The 19953-nt window shown below is 34.5% G+C and carries 20 protein-coding genes; 4 read left to right on the top strand and 16 right to left on the bottom strand.

Annotated elements, in window-relative coordinates:
• Positions 1 to 200 precede the first annotated feature (200 nt).
• Positions 201 to 1649 (bottom strand): hypothetical protein, encoded by a 1449-nt coding sequence (locus K8L98_RS12130; RefSeq protein ID WP_223442826.1) that lies wholly within the window; start codon positions 1647 to 1649, stop codon positions 201 to 203.
• 123 nt (positions 1650 to 1772) lie between these two features.
• A complete protein-coding gene (locus tag K8L98_RS12125; RefSeq protein ID WP_223442823.1) occupies positions 1773 to 2132 on the bottom strand; it encodes a hypothetical protein in 360 nt (119 codons plus the stop codon).
• A 408-nt stretch (positions 2133 to 2540) separates the two neighbouring features.
• Here K8L98_RS12125 and K8L98_RS12120 point away from each other — a divergent pair, with 408 nt between their 5' ends.
• On the top strand, positions 2541 to 3194 hold the full coding sequence (locus K8L98_RS12120) for a helix-turn-helix domain-containing protein (protein ID WP_223442821.1): 654 nt from the start codon (positions 2541 to 2543) through the stop codon (positions 3192 to 3194).
• Between the two features lie 68 nt (positions 3195 to 3262).
• Here K8L98_RS12120 and K8L98_RS12115 read toward each other — a convergent pair whose 3' ends face one another.
• The 8 genes from K8L98_RS12115 to yneA all read right to left on the bottom strand — a co-directional run bounded on the left by K8L98_RS12115 (position 3263) and on the right by yneA (position 10763).
• Complete coding sequence (locus tag K8L98_RS12115; protein ID WP_223442819.1) at positions 3263 to 4804, bottom strand: hypothetical protein; 1542 nt, start codon at positions 4802 to 4804, stop codon at positions 3263 to 3265.
• 500 nt (positions 4805 to 5304) lie between these two features.
• Positions 5305 to 6216 carry a tyrosine-type recombinase/integrase gene (locus K8L98_RS12110; protein ID WP_223442816.1) on the bottom strand — a complete coding sequence of 304 codons (912 nt, stop codon included), beginning with the start codon at positions 6214 to 6216 and terminating at the stop codon, positions 5305 to 5307.
• 194 nt (positions 6217 to 6410) lie between these two features.
• Positions 6411 to 6632, bottom strand: coding sequence for a YneF family protein (locus tag K8L98_RS12105; RefSeq protein ID WP_223442814.1), 222 nt, complete (start codon positions 6630 to 6632; stop codon positions 6411 to 6413).
• An 85-nt stretch (positions 6633 to 6717) separates the two neighbouring features.
• Positions 6718 to 7164 (bottom strand): sporulation inhibitor of replication protein SirA, encoded by a 447-nt coding sequence (sirA, locus tag K8L98_RS12100; protein WP_223442812.1) that lies wholly within the window; start codon positions 7162 to 7164, stop codon positions 6718 to 6720.
• A 140-nt stretch (positions 7165 to 7304) separates the two neighbouring features.
• Positions 7305 to 9311 (bottom strand): transketolase, encoded by a 2007-nt coding sequence (tkt, locus tag K8L98_RS12095; protein ID WP_223442809.1) that lies wholly within the window; start codon positions 9309 to 9311, stop codon positions 7305 to 7307.
• Between the two features lie 175 nt (positions 9312 to 9486).
• On the bottom strand, positions 9487 to 9717 hold the full coding sequence (locus tag K8L98_RS12090) for a DUF896 domain-containing protein (protein ID WP_223442805.1): 231 nt from the start codon (positions 9715 to 9717) through the stop codon (positions 9487 to 9489).
• A gap of 67 nt (positions 9718 to 9784) precedes the next feature.
• A complete protein-coding gene (locus K8L98_RS12085; protein WP_223443366.1) occupies positions 9785 to 10435 on the bottom strand; it encodes a YneB family resolvase-like protein in 651 nt (216 codons plus the stop codon).
• Between the two features lie 13 nt (positions 10436 to 10448).
• A complete protein-coding gene (gene yneA / locus K8L98_RS12080; RefSeq protein ID WP_223442802.1) occupies positions 10449 to 10763 on the bottom strand; it encodes a cell division suppressor protein YneA in 315 nt (104 codons plus the stop codon).
• A gap of 158 nt (positions 10764 to 10921) precedes the next feature.
• Between yneA and lexA the strand changes: the two genes are divergently transcribed.
• Complete coding sequence (gene lexA, locus K8L98_RS12075) at positions 10922 to 11542, top strand: transcriptional repressor LexA (RefSeq protein ID WP_223442797.1); 621 nt, start codon at positions 10922 to 10924, stop codon at positions 11540 to 11542.
• Between the two features lie 97 nt (positions 11543 to 11639).
• Positions 11640 to 13097 (top strand): magnesium transporter CorA family protein, encoded by a 1458-nt coding sequence (locus tag K8L98_RS12070; protein ID WP_223442793.1) that lies wholly within the window; start codon positions 11640 to 11642, stop codon positions 13095 to 13097.
• A 593-nt stretch (positions 13098 to 13690) separates the two neighbouring features.
• On the opposite strand, the gene K8L98_RS12065 is transcribed toward K8L98_RS12070, so the two are convergent.
• Positions 13691 to 14179, bottom strand: a complete 489-nt coding sequence (locus K8L98_RS12065) for a DUF6584 family protein (RefSeq protein WP_223443363.1) — start codon at positions 14177 to 14179, stop codon at positions 13691 to 13693.
• 234 nt (positions 14180 to 14413) lie between these two features.
• Positions 14414 to 14998 (bottom strand): LysE family transporter, encoded by a 585-nt coding sequence (locus tag K8L98_RS12060; RefSeq protein ID WP_223442790.1) that lies wholly within the window; start codon positions 14996 to 14998, stop codon positions 14414 to 14416.
• A gap of 108 nt (positions 14999 to 15106) precedes the next feature.
• Here K8L98_RS12060 and K8L98_RS12055 point away from each other — a divergent pair, with 108 nt between their 5' ends.
• Positions 15107 to 15661: a helix-turn-helix domain-containing protein gene (locus K8L98_RS12055; protein WP_223442787.1), complete on the top strand. Its 555-nt coding sequence runs from the start codon at positions 15107 to 15109 to the stop codon at positions 15659 to 15661.
• Between the two features lie 210 nt (positions 15662 to 15871).
• Here the strand turns inward: K8L98_RS12055 and K8L98_RS12050 are convergent, their stop codons facing one another.
• The 4 genes from K8L98_RS12050 to K8L98_RS12035 all read right to left on the bottom strand — a co-directional run bounded on the left by K8L98_RS12050 (position 15872) and on the right by K8L98_RS12035 (position 19022).
• Complete coding sequence (locus tag K8L98_RS12050; protein WP_223442784.1) at positions 15872 to 16141, bottom strand: hypothetical protein; 270 nt, start codon at positions 16139 to 16141, stop codon at positions 15872 to 15874.
• A gap of 454 nt (positions 16142 to 16595) precedes the next feature.
• On the bottom strand, positions 16596 to 17069 hold the full coding sequence (locus tag K8L98_RS12045; protein WP_223442781.1) for a GNAT family N-acetyltransferase: 474 nt from the start codon (positions 17067 to 17069) through the stop codon (positions 16596 to 16598).
• Between the two features lie 781 nt (positions 17070 to 17850).
• Complete coding sequence (locus K8L98_RS12040) at positions 17851 to 18117, bottom strand: hypothetical protein (protein ID WP_223442779.1); 267 nt, start codon at positions 18115 to 18117, stop codon at positions 17851 to 17853.
• A 110-nt stretch (positions 18118 to 18227) separates the two neighbouring features.
• The gene (locus tag K8L98_RS12035) at positions 18228 to 19022 is read right to left on the bottom strand and encodes a TerC family protein (protein WP_223442777.1); all 795 of its coding nucleotides are present in this window, start codon (positions 19020 to 19022) and stop codon (positions 18228 to 18230) included.
• Positions 19023 to 19953: the final 931 nt, after the last annotated feature.

Genomic DNA, 19953 nt, shown 5'->3' with positions numbered 1-19953 from the left:
TTTTATCAATTTCCCGCTTGATATCAATTTGTTTTTTCTTGTATTAATTCGATACAATAATAATTGCTTATGAGTTACGCAGCCCCTACGCAGTGGGCTGTGTAACACCAACGGAGCAAAGCGGATGCGGTAGCTTACCTCCGTAAGGTGGTAACCAAAGAACTGCCTCTTATCCTTTTGCACCCTTTTTTATACTTTTATTATAAGGGATACCATCTAGAAACCCATATTTTATAAGGATTTAAATTTTCATTTACCCCTTTTGAAGGGACAGCTACCGTTTCCTCCTTGGAGGTTGACTCTATTTTCTTTTGCTTTTGAGATTGATTTTGCCATACCATCATACCGTCAAATATCTTCTCAAACCACGCTACTGATTCACCGCTCAAATATTTTTCTAACAGTTCACGCATACGTGAGGATGGAATGTAAAGATTTATTGGTTGTTCTTTTCGGATTGCACTTCTAAATAACCATTGTATTAACTCTGACAAAGCCCATAAATCCTCGTCAACTCTAATATTATGACTTTTGAAGAATTGTTTTGTAACTGGATTCATATATCTATTAGCTAAATAGATTAAGGTATCCCTTTCAACGTAATTATTTGTGGCTCTACATGTAACTTCTACAAACTGTTTCTTTGCCTTAGGCACTGCAAGTTTCTTTTCAAACTCTTTAACGCAAGTCCACATCACTTTATCTGATTTTGATTGACATTTGTTACGGTGAAAATTGTAAGCAGAATCTGTAATCATTTTAAGGACTGACTTATCGCCCAAATACCGCTTAATCCAGCTGCTAGAAAATGCGCTTTTCTCTTCACCAATAGCATTTAAATCCTTTTTATCGTTGAGTCCCTTGTAATAGATTCGAATTTTCTCTCTTAGTTCTTGAAGTTCCTTTTCCTGTGTGGGTCTAACGTATTGTGTCAACTCATATTTACCTGTAACAGTATTTAAATCAACCGAAAGAAATTTATATTTAACTTTAAACAAATCAAAATAATATCTTTGCAATTGACCGTAAAACATATAGGTCAAGATATAGACATCTTTAAATGATTTAAAAACTGCTGCAGGGAAAGTCCAATACATAGCAATATCATTATAGATGATGAGATTGTCTGTATACGATAAATGCTTTATATGGCTAAACCTGTCCCCATTATATTTTCGATGATTCCATTTAACATAGCCATTTTCTTTCACAGTAATAAAAAGTTGTTCCTCATCTGTCTTTGCTTTAAGCAAGACTTTAATATCATCTTGCTTAATTGGTACTTGTTCTATTACATTCATAACCTCGTCTAATATCAAGGTATAATCTTGAAGAAAGATTAATTTCAGTATCTCGTCATCAGCGTTTAAAAATAATGAGTGTGTAGCTACAATGTTTTCTCCTTTTTCAAGAAGATGTTTTAGGCTTTCTAACTTTGTAACATTCTGGTCATTTTTTGTTGGTTCATAAAATTTTCTACTTGTAACTGATTCTTTAACACGTTGTACCTCTGTTAAAAATGGGGTAATATAAATGAATTTCTCTGATAACTCCACTTCATACATATGTTGTATTGCCCAAGAGGTTTTTCCTTTTCCACATGTAGCATCTACAATTTTTAATTGCTCGCATTTCTTTAAATAATCCAATATGTTCAACTCTTTCTTTTTATTGTTTGTTCTAAAAGTATCCACAAAATTAATGCTACCTAAAGGTCACTAAATTGTACTCTAGGTAGCATTTTAATTAGTAGCAGCAATCTGTATTTACTATCAGATTTCTAATTTTTTCATCCAACTCGGTGTTAAGTTAACTTTTAGCTTAAGATTACCACAACCTTCAATGTCGTCCTCAATCACAATTTTAGCGTCATAACATTCGTCGTATGGAAAATCATTTGGAATTCCATCATTTATAAGATTATTGTATCTCCCATAAGCTATATCCTGTAATAAGTTTAATAGCTTTTGTATCTCGGCATTAGAATAGGATTCGAAATCGGTAAGCTTATGAGTATAAAACTTGACCAACTCAATCTTTACTACGTAAGTTAATAGTTGTTTACTCATTGAAATTTCTTTAAGTTGTGAATATCTTAATTCCTTTGGTGTAATTGTTATATTTTTCTTCATAAAAATAATATCCTCCAATTTAATTGTTATTTTTGTTTTTTAAGGAACGATAACTCCATCTTTACAATACATTCACACTCTTTGTATCTTAATTCCCATGCATTTTTTTTATAAGTTTTCCCTTATCGAAATTACATATATAAATAAACAGAAATCTATAATATCACCAACGAGAAATCGGTTAAAAATTCCTATCGTATCGGAATATTTTACATCGTGTATATGTAATTTGAGGTGCTTAGTTACCTTAATCAACTAAACATAGTGTAGCATGTTTATACTACACTGTAAACAGATATTATAAAATTGTAGTATATATTATTTACAAGCCGCATTCTATCAGTGTATTGTAGTATGGTATAATTCACATTAATTAAACTTCTTTTTGCTGTTTGGAGGAAAATAACAATGGGTACTAATAACTTTGGTAGAGATATAAGAGCATTGAGAACAAAGAGGGGAATGGGTTCTAGGGAACTATCTCGATTAGTAGGCAAGGCTGAAACGTATATATCCCAACTCGAAAGAGGATTGATAAAGAAGCCAGATTATAATACGGCCTTCGAAATAGTGAAGCTTTTAGGGTTTACAGAGAGTGGGATTGATAAATTTTTAGAGAGTTTTTATCAAATTAAATCCCCACTAAAGATTGCTGCTGAAGCAGAGGATGTAGAAAATCTTGATGAAGCTAGAGCCGCCAAAATTGAAGAAATGTGGACTCAAAGACAGGAAGACATTGATAATGACCAAGAATATCATGTAAATAACTTTGAAAAAGAAATGGTTAATATTGAAAGTGAATGGATGATAGAGTTGATTGATAAGCTCAAAAGGAGAAATGAAGAAATTAAGATGGAACTTTCATTTAATATTGATAAAAATGCACAAACTTTTGAACCTGTTATTAATAATCTATATTCATTGTTAACATCAATGAGGAAAGATAGAGGAAATTTTAATTTTTTTGTTGGATTATTTGAGAATGATCTAAGTATTCTGAGTCAAGAAAGTAAAGACAAAATATTAAAAGTAGTAAAAGAAGAGATGGACGAAAAAAAATAGTTTTATCCATTATTGTTTAATTCAAAAAAGAAGAGAGCAGCAGCACTGCTGCTCTCTTCTTTTTTGATCTAATTGGTTTGAATTTCACGTAACCATTCTTGTAAAATATTTTCAATATTATCATAATCCCAATATTGAATTGTGATCAGGGATATGGTGTTCATTAGGCAATATTTTTTCTTAATATTATCTTTTTCTTTTAACTCTTGGAATGCTTCCTCTCCTCCAAAGATATCTACTGGTTCTAAATGTTGGATTCCATTATACTCTATTAATCCTAAAAGTTTATTTTGACTATATACCGCAAAATCAAACCGAAGTCTTCCCTTATAGACACAGTCTTTAAAAGTATATTGAGATCTATAGTCAATTTCATTTTTTTCTAAATATAATGCAATCCGCCTTTCACCTTTTGAAAATCGGCAACCTGGACAGCGTTGGCCTCGAATGAAATCATTCGGTCTAATATTCCATTCATATCCACATCTATTATGTCTCATAAGAGTAGGTTTTGAAGTGTTTTCATACTCACCTAATAAAGTATATTCATCACCTGCTAAATCATAAATTTCTTTTATGTAATACTTAGTATCTCTACTACGAATATGATTATCACATTTGGGACAATAACCCTTCCTAAATATGAACGAAGCAGGATGAACTTTCCACTCATAGCCACAATTGTTATGATACATTAATACTGGTGTCTTGCTGCTAATATATCTACTTTTCACACAATATTCATCGCCAGCAATGATACGAAGATTATTTACAAATTCCTTATGTGTAAGACTTAGTTTTACTTGCATTTTAATTTTATTACAGTTTGGACACCCTCTTTTTCTGTCACCATTATAAGGTGCTAAATCATTTGGAAATCCACTCCAACAATAATTACAAACTTTGCATTTATGTTTTGCTGAAGTATTCATATTAGTAAAACCCCCAATATACTCGATTTGTCCTTTATAATTCTTTAACAATCTTCCTTTGTACTGGTTTTCGGATATGGGTAACTTATTGTTACAGTAAGGACAGCCACCTCTCTGTTTAAAAATAGCGGGAAGTACTAATCTTTCATGACCACACTTATTATGTTTAACGATTATTCTATTTTTGCTATCAATATACTCACTTATAATGGTATAACTGTTTCCAAATTTCATTTGTACGTTTTTTACATAATCCATATGACTTAAAGTACGATTTTTTGCACTCTCTTTTATAGTACATTTTCTACATCTATGTCCCCCTAAGAAGTCGGTAGGTGTCATAAAGAATAAACTGTCACATTCACTATGTTTTATCTCGATCTTCGTTCTATTATTTTTATATTTACCAATTATTACATATTCTTCGCCTATCGACTGATAAACTTGATTAACAAATTCCTCATGAGATTTAGTCCTATTTTTAATCCGACATACAGGACAACGTGTACCTCTGAGAAAGTTGTTTGGTGCTACTAACCATTCATATCCACAAGAAGTATGGTGAAATTTTACAGGTACTTTGTTATTATGATACCTATCCAAAACTAGGTACTCCCCTTTTGTTAGTAAAAATACCTCTTTTTTGAATTGATCATCTGTTTTTCTAATTTTTCTCATAACAAAAAAATCACCTCATGATCGTAAAATAAATAGGTTAATACCCCCTACCTCTTTCTATAATTTGTAAATAACTTCATATTTATTCTAAAAGATTATGTATTTACTAAAACAAAAGTATTGCAATATATATTTTGTGAGAAATCATAAATTATATCCATCTCGAGCATAGTGTAATTATTCCAACTAAAGCGTGGATAATTATGTAAAAATCCTTAATTCTTCTTTTTATCAAAAAAAGCAGCCTCAATTACCACTCTAAAGATAATTGCGTTGTAGTGCGTTTCTCAAACACTAAAACGTCATAAGCCAATGTTACCTATGTCCACAACTTTCGAGTAAATAACCGTGTCGTACCAATTTATAAATGCTTCGCCTTCGCTTTCGCTAAACTGTTCCAAAACATAACGGTACTTAACCAATTAATTAAAAAAGGCACTCAAAAAGAGTGCCTAATATGATTCCTTGTATTCCCATAGTGAAGAGAAATACCTTTATCGCTATGACTTCTTTAAATTCATTAGGGGACTTGATGATACCGCCTTGGATAGCAATTGCTCATCATTCATGGTATGCAAGTACCGTTGAGTTACAGATATGTCAGAATGCCCTAGGAGGCGTGATAATGAGTAAACATCTATATTGCCTTGTGTCAAACATTGGACAGCGTAGAAGTGTCTAAATGTATGTGGAGATACTCTTTTCCCCTCTATCCCTGCCCTTCTTCCCGCTTCTTTGATAATATTGTCTAGAGCGACATGAGAAATCCCTGTGCCTATGTAGGAAAGGAAATAGTTGTTAGGTATATCCTTATCAAAGAAATACTGTTTTTTAGTCCGCTCATATTTGATTAAAATTCTCTTCAAAGCAGGACTAATGAAAACGATACGTTCTTTATTACCTTTACCGTTTACACGGATAGAGGTTTCTTTTACATTATCTGATTTTAACCCTCTAATTTCCATTGCTCTTAATCCACAGTCAGCCAACATTGCAATAATGGCTTTATTTCTTGTCTCAAGATAGTTTGTATATGTGAAAACTTCAATCATTTTTTCTACTTCGGATGCCGTAAAGCCATTTAATACCTTTTTAGGTACTTTTGGTACTTCTACCTTTTTTGTTATATTCCCCTTTAAATATTCTTCTCTCTCACACCAAGAGAAAAATGCTTTTATCATTTTAAACATGGAAACAATACTTTGAGGTTGCAAACCATCTTTCTGTTTCACCCGTATATACGCTCTCAAATCATGAGTAGTGATACTTTCAAGTTCTGTTATAGCCCTCTTTTCTTTTAAGAAATTCTTCAATTGCTTATACTCTTGTCTTTTGTTTATTAGTGTCTTCGTTGTAAATCCTTTTGCTTGGCAATGGTACATGTATTCCTCAAGAATATCTTCTAACAACATACAAAAAACCACCTTCCTCTGGTTTAGTTTCCATCAGAAAAAGTGGTTTCAGATTAGTTTTATGAAAGATAAAGCAAAAATAAAGAAATATCTGATGAAAGATTCACTCTACAACATAAGTTAAAGCAGGTTTTATCTTTTCATCACTTTTAACCAAATGGTAAATCCTTATGTAGCAAGGGTTGAAGGGTGTTTTACTTCGCACCTTGATTGTTCATCATTTTCATCATTTGATTGATTTTCTTTTGGGATGGTTTCATTCCCATTTGCATCATCATCATTTTTAACATTTGCTCGTTAATTGGCGGATTTTTCTTTAAGTAACTCATCATATACTGGCGAGCAATGAAAAATCCTAGTGCTACTCCAGCAAGTAATGCCAGAACGCCTACTAGAATGACTACCCACAGATCCATCGTATTTCCTCCTTCATGTTGTCTATTTTACAGTGTACTAAACCATAGGATATTATACAACAAATACTCCATAATTTCTGCCTTTTTAGACAAATTTTCTTTCTTTTATCGGTTTTAGCCAGCCATATCGTTTTGCTTCAAAATCCATAGCTAAAAAACAGGAGTCAAATTTTCTCAGTATTTCAAAAAAGATCGCTTCCATATCAAAACTTCCAATAGATGTGACTTCTATATATTGATCCCTTACTTGCAGCATAGCATTCCCCTGCTTTGATTCGCTGACGATTCGATGATAACCTTCAGTATGAGCATAATTGTATTGGTTCATTAAACTGGATTCAATCATATTATCAATTGAATCAGCTGAAATTGATTTAGTTACATATCTGATTTGTTTGTATAAGTGATAAAATTCCAGCTGCTCAGGGCTCGTCCGAAGATATTCCTGAAAAAGATGGAACAGTTTCGCTTCTCGGCCAAAAAAGTGGTTCGCAAATTCCTCTTCTATTAAATAGACATAATAGTGCCTCATTCTTCCACCCCTCCGAAATAACTGTTATCGTCAATTATAATGGAATAGGGTATTAGAAATTTGTCTAAACAACAGAGAAATGCTTCACTTTTTTTGTCGAAAAAGAGAGAACGATCAAAATCGTTCTCTCTCAGAGGTGATTATTGTTCAAGCAGCGCTTTTACTCTCGCCATTACGTTTTCAACAGTAAAGCCATACTCTTTCATAATTTTATCTCCAGGTGCAGATGCGCCAAACTGGTTAATCGCAAGAACATCGCCCTCATCCCCAGTATAGCGTTCCCAGCCCAGAGGAGCTGCCATTTCAATCGCAAGACGTTTTTTAACAGTCTTAGGAAGAACGGATTCACGGTACTCTTTTGATTGACTTTCAAATCGGTTCCATGATGGCATGCTGACAACAGCAACATCTATACCTTCTTTAAGCAGGGCATCCTGAGCTTCAACCGCAAGGCCAACTTCAGATCCTGTAGCTAATAACAAAGCATCTGCTGTTTCTTTTTTGCTTGCTGAGATCGTGTAAGCTCCCTTAGAAACGCCCTCATAAGCTGTTTCAGAAGTACCTTTAATTGTTTTTAAGTTTTGTCTAGTCAGGACAAGTGCAGTTGGTGACGTTTCTGACTCTATGGCAATGCGCCATGCTGCAGCAGTCTCATTGCCATCTGCCGGGCGGATTACGGATAAATTAGGCATTGCACGAAGCGATGGAAGCTGTTCAATCGGCTCATGGGTTGGTCCATCTTCCCCAACAGCAATGCTGTCATGTGTAAATACATACGTTACAGGAAGTCCCATAAGTGCAGCTAAACGGATTGCCGGACGAAGGTAATCAGAGAATACAAAGAATGTTCCTCCATATACTCTCAAGCCGCCATGCAAAGCCATACCATTTAATGCAGCACCCATTGCGAATTCACGTACCCCAAACCAAATATTGCGGCCGCTGTAATCCTCTGCTGTGAAATCAGCAGCTCCTTTAATGGATGTATTGTTAGAACCCGCTAAATCAGCTGATCCTCCAAAGATATAAGGAATATTTTTTGCCAGTGCATTTAATACCTCACCTGAGGATGCACGTGATGCAAGTGCTTTTCCCTCTTCATACACAGGCACTGCCTCGTCCCAGTTTTCAAGCAATTCGCCACTGATTCCTGCGTTCAGCTGTTTTGCAAGCTCTGGGTATTCTTTTTTATAACTTTCGAAAAGATCATTCCATGCCTGCTCTTTCTTATTTCCGAATTGTTCAGCAGATTCCTTGAAATGAGCATAAACTTCTTCTGGAACATAAAAGTCTTCTTCAAATGTCCAAGCATAAGCTTCTTTTGTTAATTTAATTTCGTCAATCCCAAGCGGCTTGCCATGTACGTCAGACTTTCCGGACATATTTGGAGAGCCATAGCCGATTGTTGTTTTCACTTCAATTAACGTTGGACGAGTTTCATCTTTTTTAGCGGCTTCGATTGCTTTAGAAATCTCTTCTATATTATTGCCGTCTTCAACACGGATGACCTGCCATCCGATAGATTTGAATCGATCTTCAACATTTTCAGAGAATGATCGATCTAAGTCGCCATCAAGAGAAATATCATTTGAATCATATAAAACGACTAATTTGCCAAGCTTCAGGTGACCTGCAAGAGAAGCTGCTTCAGAAGAGATACCCTCCATTAAGTCGCCATCTCCGCAAATAGCGTATGTGTAATGATCTACTACAGGATATGATTCTTTATTGTATGTATGTGCAAGATGGCGCTCTGCCATGGCCATTCCAACAGCCATGCCGATTCCCTGGCCTAATGGACCTGTAGTTGCATCTACACCAGCTGTGTGATGGAATTCAGGGTGACCTGGAGTTTTGCTTCCCCACTGTCTGAAAGATTTAAGATCTTCCATAGATAGATCATAGCCTGACAAATGAAGCAGACTATACAGCAGCATAGATCCATGGCCAGCTGATAATACAAAACGATCACGGTTAAACCATTCAGGGTTTTTAGGATTATGATTCATAAATTGTGTCCAAAGCGAGTAAGCCATTGGAGCTGCCCCCATAGGCATTCCAGGATGTCCTGAATTTGCTTTCTCGATTGCATCGATCGATAATGTTCGAATCGTAGCAATAGATAAGTCTTGAATTGAATGTGACATAATTTGATCATCCTTTCATAAATAACATTCTACTTTCTTATCATAGCGGTACACACTTTAGGATACAACCATTAATAATGAAATGTAATAGTGCATTAAGATGTGTAAGAAACTATTCTAATGTATTATGTGCAAATTGAAAAGGAATACATCACAAATTGACGTATTCCTTTTATTAATGAAGGTTTCGCTTCTTCTCATCTTTTAGTTTTTGAGGTGTTACATCCGTACCGTTTGGGTCGAGGATCGTAACGCCTTTTAATGTATTTTTCATGGAACCGCGAAACACCTGCAGGTATTCCTGTCTCAGGCTTTGCTGTTCTTTTAGTTCTTCAGGTGACAAAGCGCTTGATTTAGCCTTTTTTGAAAGTTCATTGATTCTAGCCATTTTTTCTTTTGAAAGCATAATGGTAACTCCTTTTTGTAGATAGATTCACTATGCTATCGTACTAAAAATGACTGTAAAAGACAACTTATTGGTCTCCTGATTGTTTCATATATTCCTGATATCTTCTATGTACTGTTGCCTTTGAAACATCATGGCCAAAGCCTCTCAAAGTAGCAGCAATTTCTGCAAATGTCAGTTTGTTTTGTTTTAAGCGGACAATTTCTGAAACAGGAAGCTCTTTTTTATCCTTCCCGGGGCTCCCATGAATATTAGACAGGTTATTTTGAGGTTTAAACCCGTTTTGGACCGCACGCTGCATGCCTCTTTTGATTTTCAGATTATGAATCTTTCTCTGATATTCTTCAACAATGCTGACGATTTCAAGCACCATAGAATCAGCTTCTGAGAGCAGAAGCCTGCCGTTATGTGTAACGGAATAAAGTGTTATTCCCTCTTTTAGAAGAAAATGAATGAGTGCAATTCTGGCGTTTCCCCTCCCAAGCCTTGTTTCATCCTGGATCAGGATTGCATCCACCTGCTGATTTTTGATGCAGTCAAACAGTTCAAATATCCCGTCCCTCTCTATATCATAGCCGCTGGCCTGCTCTTCAATCACTTTTACAATATTCATGCTGTGCTGCTCAGAAAGATTTATGAGCTCTTCCTTCTGTCTTAAAAGAGATGTTTCCTGTTCTTCTTTCACTGTGCTGACTCTGCAATAGATGATGGCGTTCAGTGTTCTCACTTCCCTATTTCTTGCTTGCTATTTGATTGACCTCATAAAAGGCTGTCTTCTCAATGGGTATAAAGACTTGTTCACCAGGTTTAATTACTGCAGTCTCCATACCGTTTTTTTCCTGTACCCACTCGACAAAATCTGACTTAGAAAGATTATGATGTTCTTTAAATTTGTCAGCAATACTCCAGATGCTGTCCCCTTCAGTAACTTCTATATTTACGTAGTGATCCATTCTGTCTTTTTCACCAGTATAAGATAAAGCAAAGACAGCAACAATAACGACGATAAAAAATGAGAGTAAATAAGAAAAAGATTCTTTCAACATAATCCCCACCTCGAAATAGAATGTTTGTTCGCACTTTTGATATTTTTAGTATAATGCGAACAAACGTTTCTGTCAACGGATTTTTTCGAACTTATGTTTGTATGCACAGGAAAAACATGCTATAATCAACATAAATTACAGGACGCGAGGTGCATAAGATGACAAAATTATCAAAAAGACAGCAGGATATCTTAAACTTCATCAAATTAGAAGTTCAGAAAAAAGGTTATCCGCCTTCTGTTCGCGAAATTGGCGAAGCTGTCGGCCTTGCTTCTAGTTCAACTGTCCACGGCCACCTGGCCAGGCTAGAGAGCAAGGGACTAATCAGACGCGATCCAACTAAGCCCAGAGCCATTGAAATTTTAGAAGAAGAGACTTCACATATTCCAAGATCAAATGTTATAAATGTTCCGATTATCGGTAAGGTTACAGCGGGTTCCCCTATAACAGCCATCGAAAATGTTGAGGAATATTTTCCGCTTCCTGATACGTTTGCAGCAGCAGATGATCAAGTATTCATGCTCGAGATTATGGGAGACAGTATGATAGAAGCTGGAATTCTGGACGGGGATATGGTAATTGTTAAACAGCAAAAAACAGCAAATAACGGAGATATCGTAGTTGCCATGACAGAAGATGATGAAGCAACAGTAAAACGTTTCTTTAAAGAAAAAGACTTCATTCGCCTTCAGCCTGAAAATTCAACCATGGATCCTATTATTCTGCGAAATGTTTCAATTTTAGGGAAAGTCATTGGGGTTTACCGGAATATTCATTAAAAATCTTTGCTGCTCAGCAAAGATTTTTATTTTGGCGTTTTATGCTCTTTAACAAGGGGAATATATAATAATTGATAAAATTTAGAAGAGGTAACCTATGAATTCCAATATTATTCATGATGAAATAACCATACTGCGAACGAATTGCCAATTCATTTTTCCCTTTTCATGGGCTCAGGACTGCACTAAGGAGTTAATTGAGGAGCTGTTAGCCAACGGGTTTGAATTTTTTTCAATTGAGAATGTTAAACAGCAAAATAAATATTACGGGGAGAGCATTGATATCCCGCATAAACGTTTGAATCATTATTTTATGCCGTACATAGAACAAATCTTATTCCCTGACAAATATAAAGAAAAAGCGATAAACCGTTACTCAAAGCCTTTAAATTTGAAATGCAGACTTGATACTGCACACAATTCATTTTCTTTGAAGGTTCATTCAATTGATATCTACCTTTGTCCTTTCTCTATCGGAATGGTAACGATTCGAACAGACCCTTACAATAACAATGAAGATTTCTCTTTAAGTGATGCACTGGATTTTATGGATCATTTTCGCGTTCTCGAGCCCTCAATTACAGAAGAAAAAGGTACTGTTCTCTATTGTGGTGAAAAACGTTTTGACAAGACTCAGGATTTTATCTTCCAGGACCTTTGTCCATTCATCGTCCCCTTCATAGAAAAAAGCGAGAATGATCAATCAACTTATCTGGGCAGCCTTCCTTATTTTATTGATGAAAGAATGTTCGTATCCAGTTTTTTAATGGCTGCTCCTGATAATCAAATAACAAATAACGATTTATTCAGAATCGGACATATGAATGGATATAAAGAAAAAAAACAGCCATACATCTCTGCAACCAATCAAAAGTACATCGAAAAATACGTAAATGATCATGTTTATGACAGGTGGTCCCCGGATAGTTTTCATATTATCAGCGACCATACATTTACATGCATCAGCAGAGACAGCAAAAATGAAAAACTCATTGCTGAAGAAATGTATGGCCAGCTATATTACAATATGATTCTGCACTTATTTTATAAAATTGTCCTTTTAAAGCTTTCATACAGTTATTCACAGCTCTATATTGACCAAAAACAAGATAAAATGGACAAACTGATCAGATCGATTGCCAATTTTACCGCCAAATATATTTTTTCTGAAATCAGCAGCCGGACTGAGGGACAAGAGCTTTCTGTTTTGATGAAAGATCGCTTTAAAATTGAAACTCTTTACAAAGAGGTAATAAACACGATGGACAGTCTTTATCAAAATCAGGAAAAATTTGCAAGTAAACGTCATAATTCTCTATTGCTGATCTTAACGACTTATACTGTTATTTCCGGGATTTACGGAATGAATCTGGTGATTGAAGACTGGCGGGGGAAAATTGAGTGGAGCAAGCTTGCCGGTTATTCTGTTTTTGAATATATTTCGCTCGTTGTAGCTTTATCAGGTATTGCTGTAGGGAGTGTACTTGCCGGGATTGCAATCATAAGACTGCTTAAAGACTATTTTGATAAGGGAAAATCTGAAAACCTTGACTGAGTAAAGCCGATGCTTTTTTCTATATTAATTACACAAAAACCCCTCAACATCTGCTGAAGGGTTTTTGTGTAATTAATATTGATACATATACTGTTCTCTTTCCCAAGGGTGAACTTGAGTTCTGAACATATACTTTGTGTTTTTTAAGTTTAATTAGGTAATAAAACCTTATTATATCAATACTTTTGAAAAATTAGTGAGTTATTAATTATATTAAAGTTGATACTTTGGTGGTCAAAAAGTGGTCAATTTTGGGGTCAAAAAATTATTGATATTGTATTTAAACATTATATATCTTTTATACTTTATTGAATTGATATGGTCTCGCCTTCAATATCATCTATTTCCACATCGTTACTTTCAAGTTCCTCAAATTTACTCAATATGAATTCCAAATCTTCGTTTAAAACAATATATACCTCCGATTAAAAGCAGATCTTATTTAAAATAGATTATACCATCAAACATAAAAAACATTTTAAAAGTTACCAAATGGCGATTACACTTTGCTGCAATCGCCCCCGATTGTTGAATAACATTTGATTTACATTAAAACATTAGTAGTTTTTGATTAGCTTTCCATTTTTGCTGGATCAAAGCCAATTAAAGAGTGAGTATACTCCTATTATTGCAAAGAGAATTGTTAATATTATTATCGAAAAGCAACCAATAACAAATAATTTATCATACAATGAATCGTCAGGTTCTTCCTGCAGTTTTTCTTTCACTTTATCTTGTACAGGTGAAATTACCTGATCTAATTCCAGGTTTTTTAAAATTTCATTGTCACCTTTAAATTTTAAAGCTCTTGCTATAAGGAAAGGATCATTTCCCATAGTTTTTTCAAATTGAATACAAGCTTGGATCATTTCCGGTGTTTTATTCTTTTCTAAATACCAGTAGCGACCTGCCATTGATGGATATTTTAATGTGAAATAGATGTCCCCCAACTTTCTGCGGAGCTCTAACTCATTTGGGTAAGTTGAAATTAACCCGTGTAGTCTATCCCTTGCTTTGCCTAAATCATTTTTCTTAATGTCCTCTTCAATCTTCTTAATAGTCTTAACTGGTAATTTTTCTATGTAAAACACCTCATTTATCTTCTTAGGATAGTTGCTTCCTAAACTAAACTATCCTATTAGCTAATAGTCAAAGGGCAAACACTCTATGCTGCAATCGCCCCCGATTGTGGAATAAAGGACACGATCCACTATTTGTGAATTGCGCTCGATTGTTGAGATAAATAATACTATTTAAGGCTGTTGAAGCCGGCTTGTGCTTATTAAACTATAGCCTCCGTTAACAAGAAACCTGTTTTATTCTACAAGAATCGAAATTGCACTATACACTAATAACAAAGCCATAATTACATTAAACTGACTTCTATACTTTGATAAAAACGTTTGAAAAATTGAACCAAACACACTCCAACAGAAAGTACTCATAAAACCAACAAAAGCTAGAAATAATGAATAAAATAGTAAGCTGAAATTTGAACTGTGATATGGAAGGATGAAGGTTGAAATTGCAGTTATGCCATATAAAATACCTTTCGGATTTATGAATTGTAAAAGCATACCTGTTAAAAAACTGTTATTCTTGTCCCCATCATTGTCTTTAGCATTATTTTTACCGGTAATAATTTTCATGGCCAGATACAACATATAGATTGCACCTAGGGTAGTCATTATAAATTCAATTTGTGGAATGAAATTTTCAAGCAAAAGATTAAAATAGCTACACAATAACATTATTACAAAGAATCCTGCACCAACTCCTAAACAAAATCTGATTGTCTTTTTTAACCCGTATTTGTTAGCAAATAACATTGCCATAATATTATTGGGACCTGGTGTAAAACTTGTAACAAAAACATATAGCAAAAACGATAATAAAGGCATATTGGCTCCCCCTCTGTGATGTATGTTATAATGACTAAAATGGACATTATAACGATTTACTTTTTATTGTACAATACGGACGTTATATTGTAAACGAGGAGTGTATTTATGGAGGAAATAAATCTTATCATTGCAAAAAATTTAAAAGCCTTTAGAGAAAGTAAGAAATTAAGTCTTGAAAAGGTTGCAGAATTAACTGGAGTAAGTAAAACGATGATAGGTCAAATTGAAAGGGGGGAATCGAGCCCTACGATTACAACTATTTGGAAAATAGCCAATGGATTAAAAGTTTCTTTTACTTCACTAATAAATAGTCCGCAGCCAGATACAAAAGTTGTTTTAAGAAGTGAAATTCAAACATTATCTGAAGACAACGGAAAATATCGAGTCTATCCCTACTTTCCCTTTGAAGATGATAAACGCTTTGAAGTTTATTCAGTCGAGATAGAAAGAGGTGGTTTCCTAATTGCTGATTCGCACAGAGAAGGAACTGAAGAGTTCATAACTGTTTTTGAAGGGGAACTAACTGTACGTGTAAATAACAATGAATACACCGTAAGAAATGGTGATTTTATCAGATTCAAGGCTGACAGACCTCATGCCTATCATAATTCAGGGGAAACATTAACTCGATTAAGTATGATCTTATATTATCCAACTTAAAAAACCCGTTCCACAAGAACCGGGTTTTTCTTATGTTTTTATTTGTACCTTTGTAACAATGCAGTTATTAAACTCCCCCGTTTGTTCAATAAAAAAGACGATCCCTATTAAAGAATCCCGCCCGATTGCTGAATATCAATTTTATTCAGAATATAGTAAGAAGACTTCCATTAAAGCCCCCTTTAATTGAAGATCTATGAATTGTTGTCTTTAATATGACATCTCAAATTCTAAATCACTTAGCCGTGAATCTAAATCGGTAATACTTGAATCAATGTCACTCAATTCATATTCTACATCATCAACTCTAGTTGTTGTACTCTCTAATTCTGATTGTAATTCTTCAATCTGTGTTATCAGTTCAGCATTCATTTCTTCTAATTCGGTAATCCTTGATTCATAATCATTTCCGCTTATGCTTGAACTCCCGCAACCTGCTAACAATAAACCACTTAATACGAAGACTGCCAACTTTCTCATTTTGTTTTCTCCTTTTTAATTTTCAAATGGTTTTTGCTCCTTATCCTATTCAAGAAATCCTGCCCAATTCTTAACTAAAGGGATGGTCACTATATTCAGCAATCGCCCCCGATAGCTAAATACATTATTTAAAAATTAGGTGATTAACTCAATCTTTTATTCCATTAAAAAGGACACTTACCTTATTCCAGATAAGCGCCCTTTTATGGAAAACCAGTTACCCATTATTATGACTTTCATTTTTAATTGACACTTATTCATTCAAATTAAATGGCATTATGAAACACAAATAGCTGGCTTGAAGCCGGGTCGGTTAACATCAATATTCTTTCAAAATCGAGAATATAATAATGATATTCTGTGGTTTGAAAATAAAGTTGTATTCTATTGGATGGTTGCAAACGTAAAGCCCGCTCACTTTCTCAATGCTTTTACAAAAGAGTTGGATTTTAGTCTAAAAATAATAATGGTAATGAAAGCCACGAACATCTTTTTGGTAACCTAACGATTCATATAAGTGTTGGGCTTTTTTGTTATCAGTAGCTGTTTCAACTCTTAGTCCTTTTGCACCAGTGTCTATCACGAATGCTTTCGCCTTCAACATTAATTGTTTAGCTATGCCATTTCTTCTTGCAGTTGGATCAACAAATAAGTCATTTAATATCCAAACCCTCTTCATGGAAAGTGTTGAAAAGGTTGGGTAGAGCTGAACAAATCCAAGAGGTTTGACATCACCACAACTTTTTTGATCAACCGCTAAGAAGATAACGGATTCCTTTCGCTCTATTCTTTCTTTAAGGTAGGCTCGCCCTTCTAGAAAAGCCGATGCTTGCTTGCAAAAAACACGGTGTTGGTCAAAAAGTCCGGCCACTAGATCTAATTCATTTAAGCCTGCTTTTATTATGGTTATGTTCTTGAAACCTGTCATGAGATTCTCCCCCTGCTAGATTATTTTGCTCCGTTATAGGAGTAATTGGCACGTGCTTGCAGTATTTATGGTTTTTGCTCACATCTAGGTATGGCTTGATAATCATTTTCTTCAACTCGTCTTCTGTAATTGGAACGGGACCGCAACCGCAACACATTCCTTTGCAACCTTTACAAGGTAAACTTTCCATTTAATTTAATCTTCTCCTATGTTTGTTGCTGATTCCAGCGATATTATTCTTATTATTCTTGCTCGAAACCTCCTTTCTTATTGTTTCAGACCAACACAAAAAGGTCTTAGACACACTTGAAGAAGAATGTTCTTCAAATGGTTCAAAGACCTTTGATCTGATAGCTTGATAACGAGATGCCATTTGCATCTCTTCTAAAAAAGAGAAAGTAAAATTTATTCTATTAATATTATAGCAAATTTATCCGGATGCGACAATTATCTTTAAAGTCATTTCGTAAATCATATAATCCCTCCCTTATTCCTTATTCCACAATCTGGCCCTTTAGTGGAGTAACACGAATGTAGTTTTACAAAATTAATAAAAGCAAAAAAGAAAAACCCTGTTTAAATCAATACAGGATTTTGATCAAACTTTATTACAAATTATCAATCATTTTTATAAACGAGCAGAGTTTTTTATAAATTATCAAACTTTTTTTAAATCCACAACTGTTCTATAGTATCAGGCATACAAATCGCAGAACCATAGTGATCAAAAGAAACTTAAAAAGAGAATAGATCATTTGGTTAGTTAAAAAAGGACCTTTCTTTAATGAAGATCCTTTTCATTAAATGATATGGGTGAACCAGTTGAAGTATGCTGATTAACCCAGTCAAGCGAAACTTTTGAAACGACAGTCCAGTCAGGAATTTGTGATCTATGTCCTTCAATCCAACTCATACAATATTGCGGGTCTATATTATTTTCTTGGCATTGTGCTAAGAATGACTTAATTGTAGTTTCCGTACAGTTTTGCCATGATCCACAAGTATTTTGCCAAACATTTTTCATTATAAGATCAATTTCAGTAGGCATATTTTTGATTCCTCCGTTTTTTAAAAAGTTAAGATAATGCCTTAAAAACTAACATCAATAAGTATGTCCATGGCTATAAAGATCATACGGTGTAATAGAAATTCAGTGACTCACTGTCCTCTTTTTTTATTGCCTTTAGGATTTATCTGAAATGACTTTTTTTCCGGTGCAAACCAACCAATTAGGGCAATACCGACTAATACTCCATAGAAAATCAGAGTCCAAGCTGGACTGTGGGGAAAATCATGATCTAAGACCCCAATATCCTCATGGGCAAGGGTAATGACAGCAAGTTTGACACCGACCCATGCAACAATGGCATATGCTGTTGTTTCCAATGCTGGACGTTTTGCAAGAAGTTGAACAAACCAGGTTGCTGCAAACTTAATCAAGATAAGGCCAGCGATACCGCCGAGAACAACAACAATAAACTGCCCTCCATCCATACCGCCGAAATCGCCGAGCGGTGAATCTGGAAGACCAAGGGCAAGAGCAACCGCAGCTAATATCGAATCAACTGCAAAAGCAAGGTCAGCCAGCGCAATCTTCCCTACTGTCGGCCAGAAACCTTTTCCGGCGGCTTCCTTTTCATCGTCCTTATGAACATCCTCATTCTTTTTCCCGAAACGCGCCTGAATAACATGCTTTAAGCCTAAGTAAAGAAGATAAGCTGCTCCTATAGCCTGTATCTGCCAGACGTTTGCGATAAAAGAAATGGCAAAAAGAGCAATAAATCGAAAAACGAAGGCCATAATGATACCATAATTTATAGCTTTTCTTTTCTCATTTTCGGGTAAATGCTTGGCTATAACTGCTAGAACAAGAGCATTGTCAGCCGATAACAATCCTTCTAATCCGATTAGAATTAACAATGTCCAAGCATACTCTAGCCATAGAGAATCCATCAACTTCTCCCCTTTCTAAAATTAAAATGTAATTTAATGGTCCGCTAAAATTAGAATTTCCAATTAAGCCATAGGTAATCCTATAAAATATCATAAATAATTTTGGTAGCTTTTTCTCTTCCTTTATTCGGTATTGGACCTTTTCATGTAGGTATTAACAAAATAAAAGCTCAGAGAAAAAAATTTGCTTTTATAAATACCATTTTCAAATTGCTGATTATTTTTTTAAAATGAAGTCACCTTTTGATACCTTCTTCATTTAACCTGCTTACGTTAGCTTAAGTACATTAGTTCACAATACTCTCTAAATTTAAGATAAATTCCCTATTTTTTTCCACGTGATGGCCGAATACATTAAGACGCCTTCTTATTAATGAAAGGCGCCCTAATATAGAAGTTAAATAAACAATCTTTAACTCCGTTAGAGTAATTATAACGGAACATTATTCTGTGTATCCAGCAGCACCATTTGAAGTGTTCATAGGTGTTACAAGTATCCTATGTGGTATGTATGGGATTATTAGTAAAATTAAGCCATTCCTTTCTTTTTTTAATTATTTTTTTCGGTCTATTAATATGTTTCATTTTTCGTTTTTGTTTATCTTTTACCTGAAGCTGGTATTCATTTCTTCTTTAATCAATGACCACTCTTCAAACGACTTTATATATTCTGCAAAATCATTAATTCATTTCATCACAAAGTGATTTTAAATAGTAAAAAAGTGATTTTTATATCTCTTTTTTTAACTTCGCTCTGAATAAAATCTTCATTTTCTTTCAAGACCTTAAGATTCATAAAATCACCTCACAATATTTACTACCATATAGTAAATTTTTCATTCATAAAAATTTGGTGGTCAAAAAGTGGTCAGATTTGTGGTCAATGCTATTTTTAATAAAATTTTAAGAATTATAAAAAACCCTGCCACCA

It is taken from the genome of Metabacillus dongyingensis (assembly GCF_019933155.2).
Taxonomy (GTDB): Bacteria; Bacillota; Bacilli; order Bacillales; family Bacillaceae; genus Bacillus_P; species Bacillus_P dongyingensis.
The sequence above is the reverse complement of the archived record's forward strand: the minus strand, read 5'-3'. Positions and strand labels throughout refer to the sequence as shown.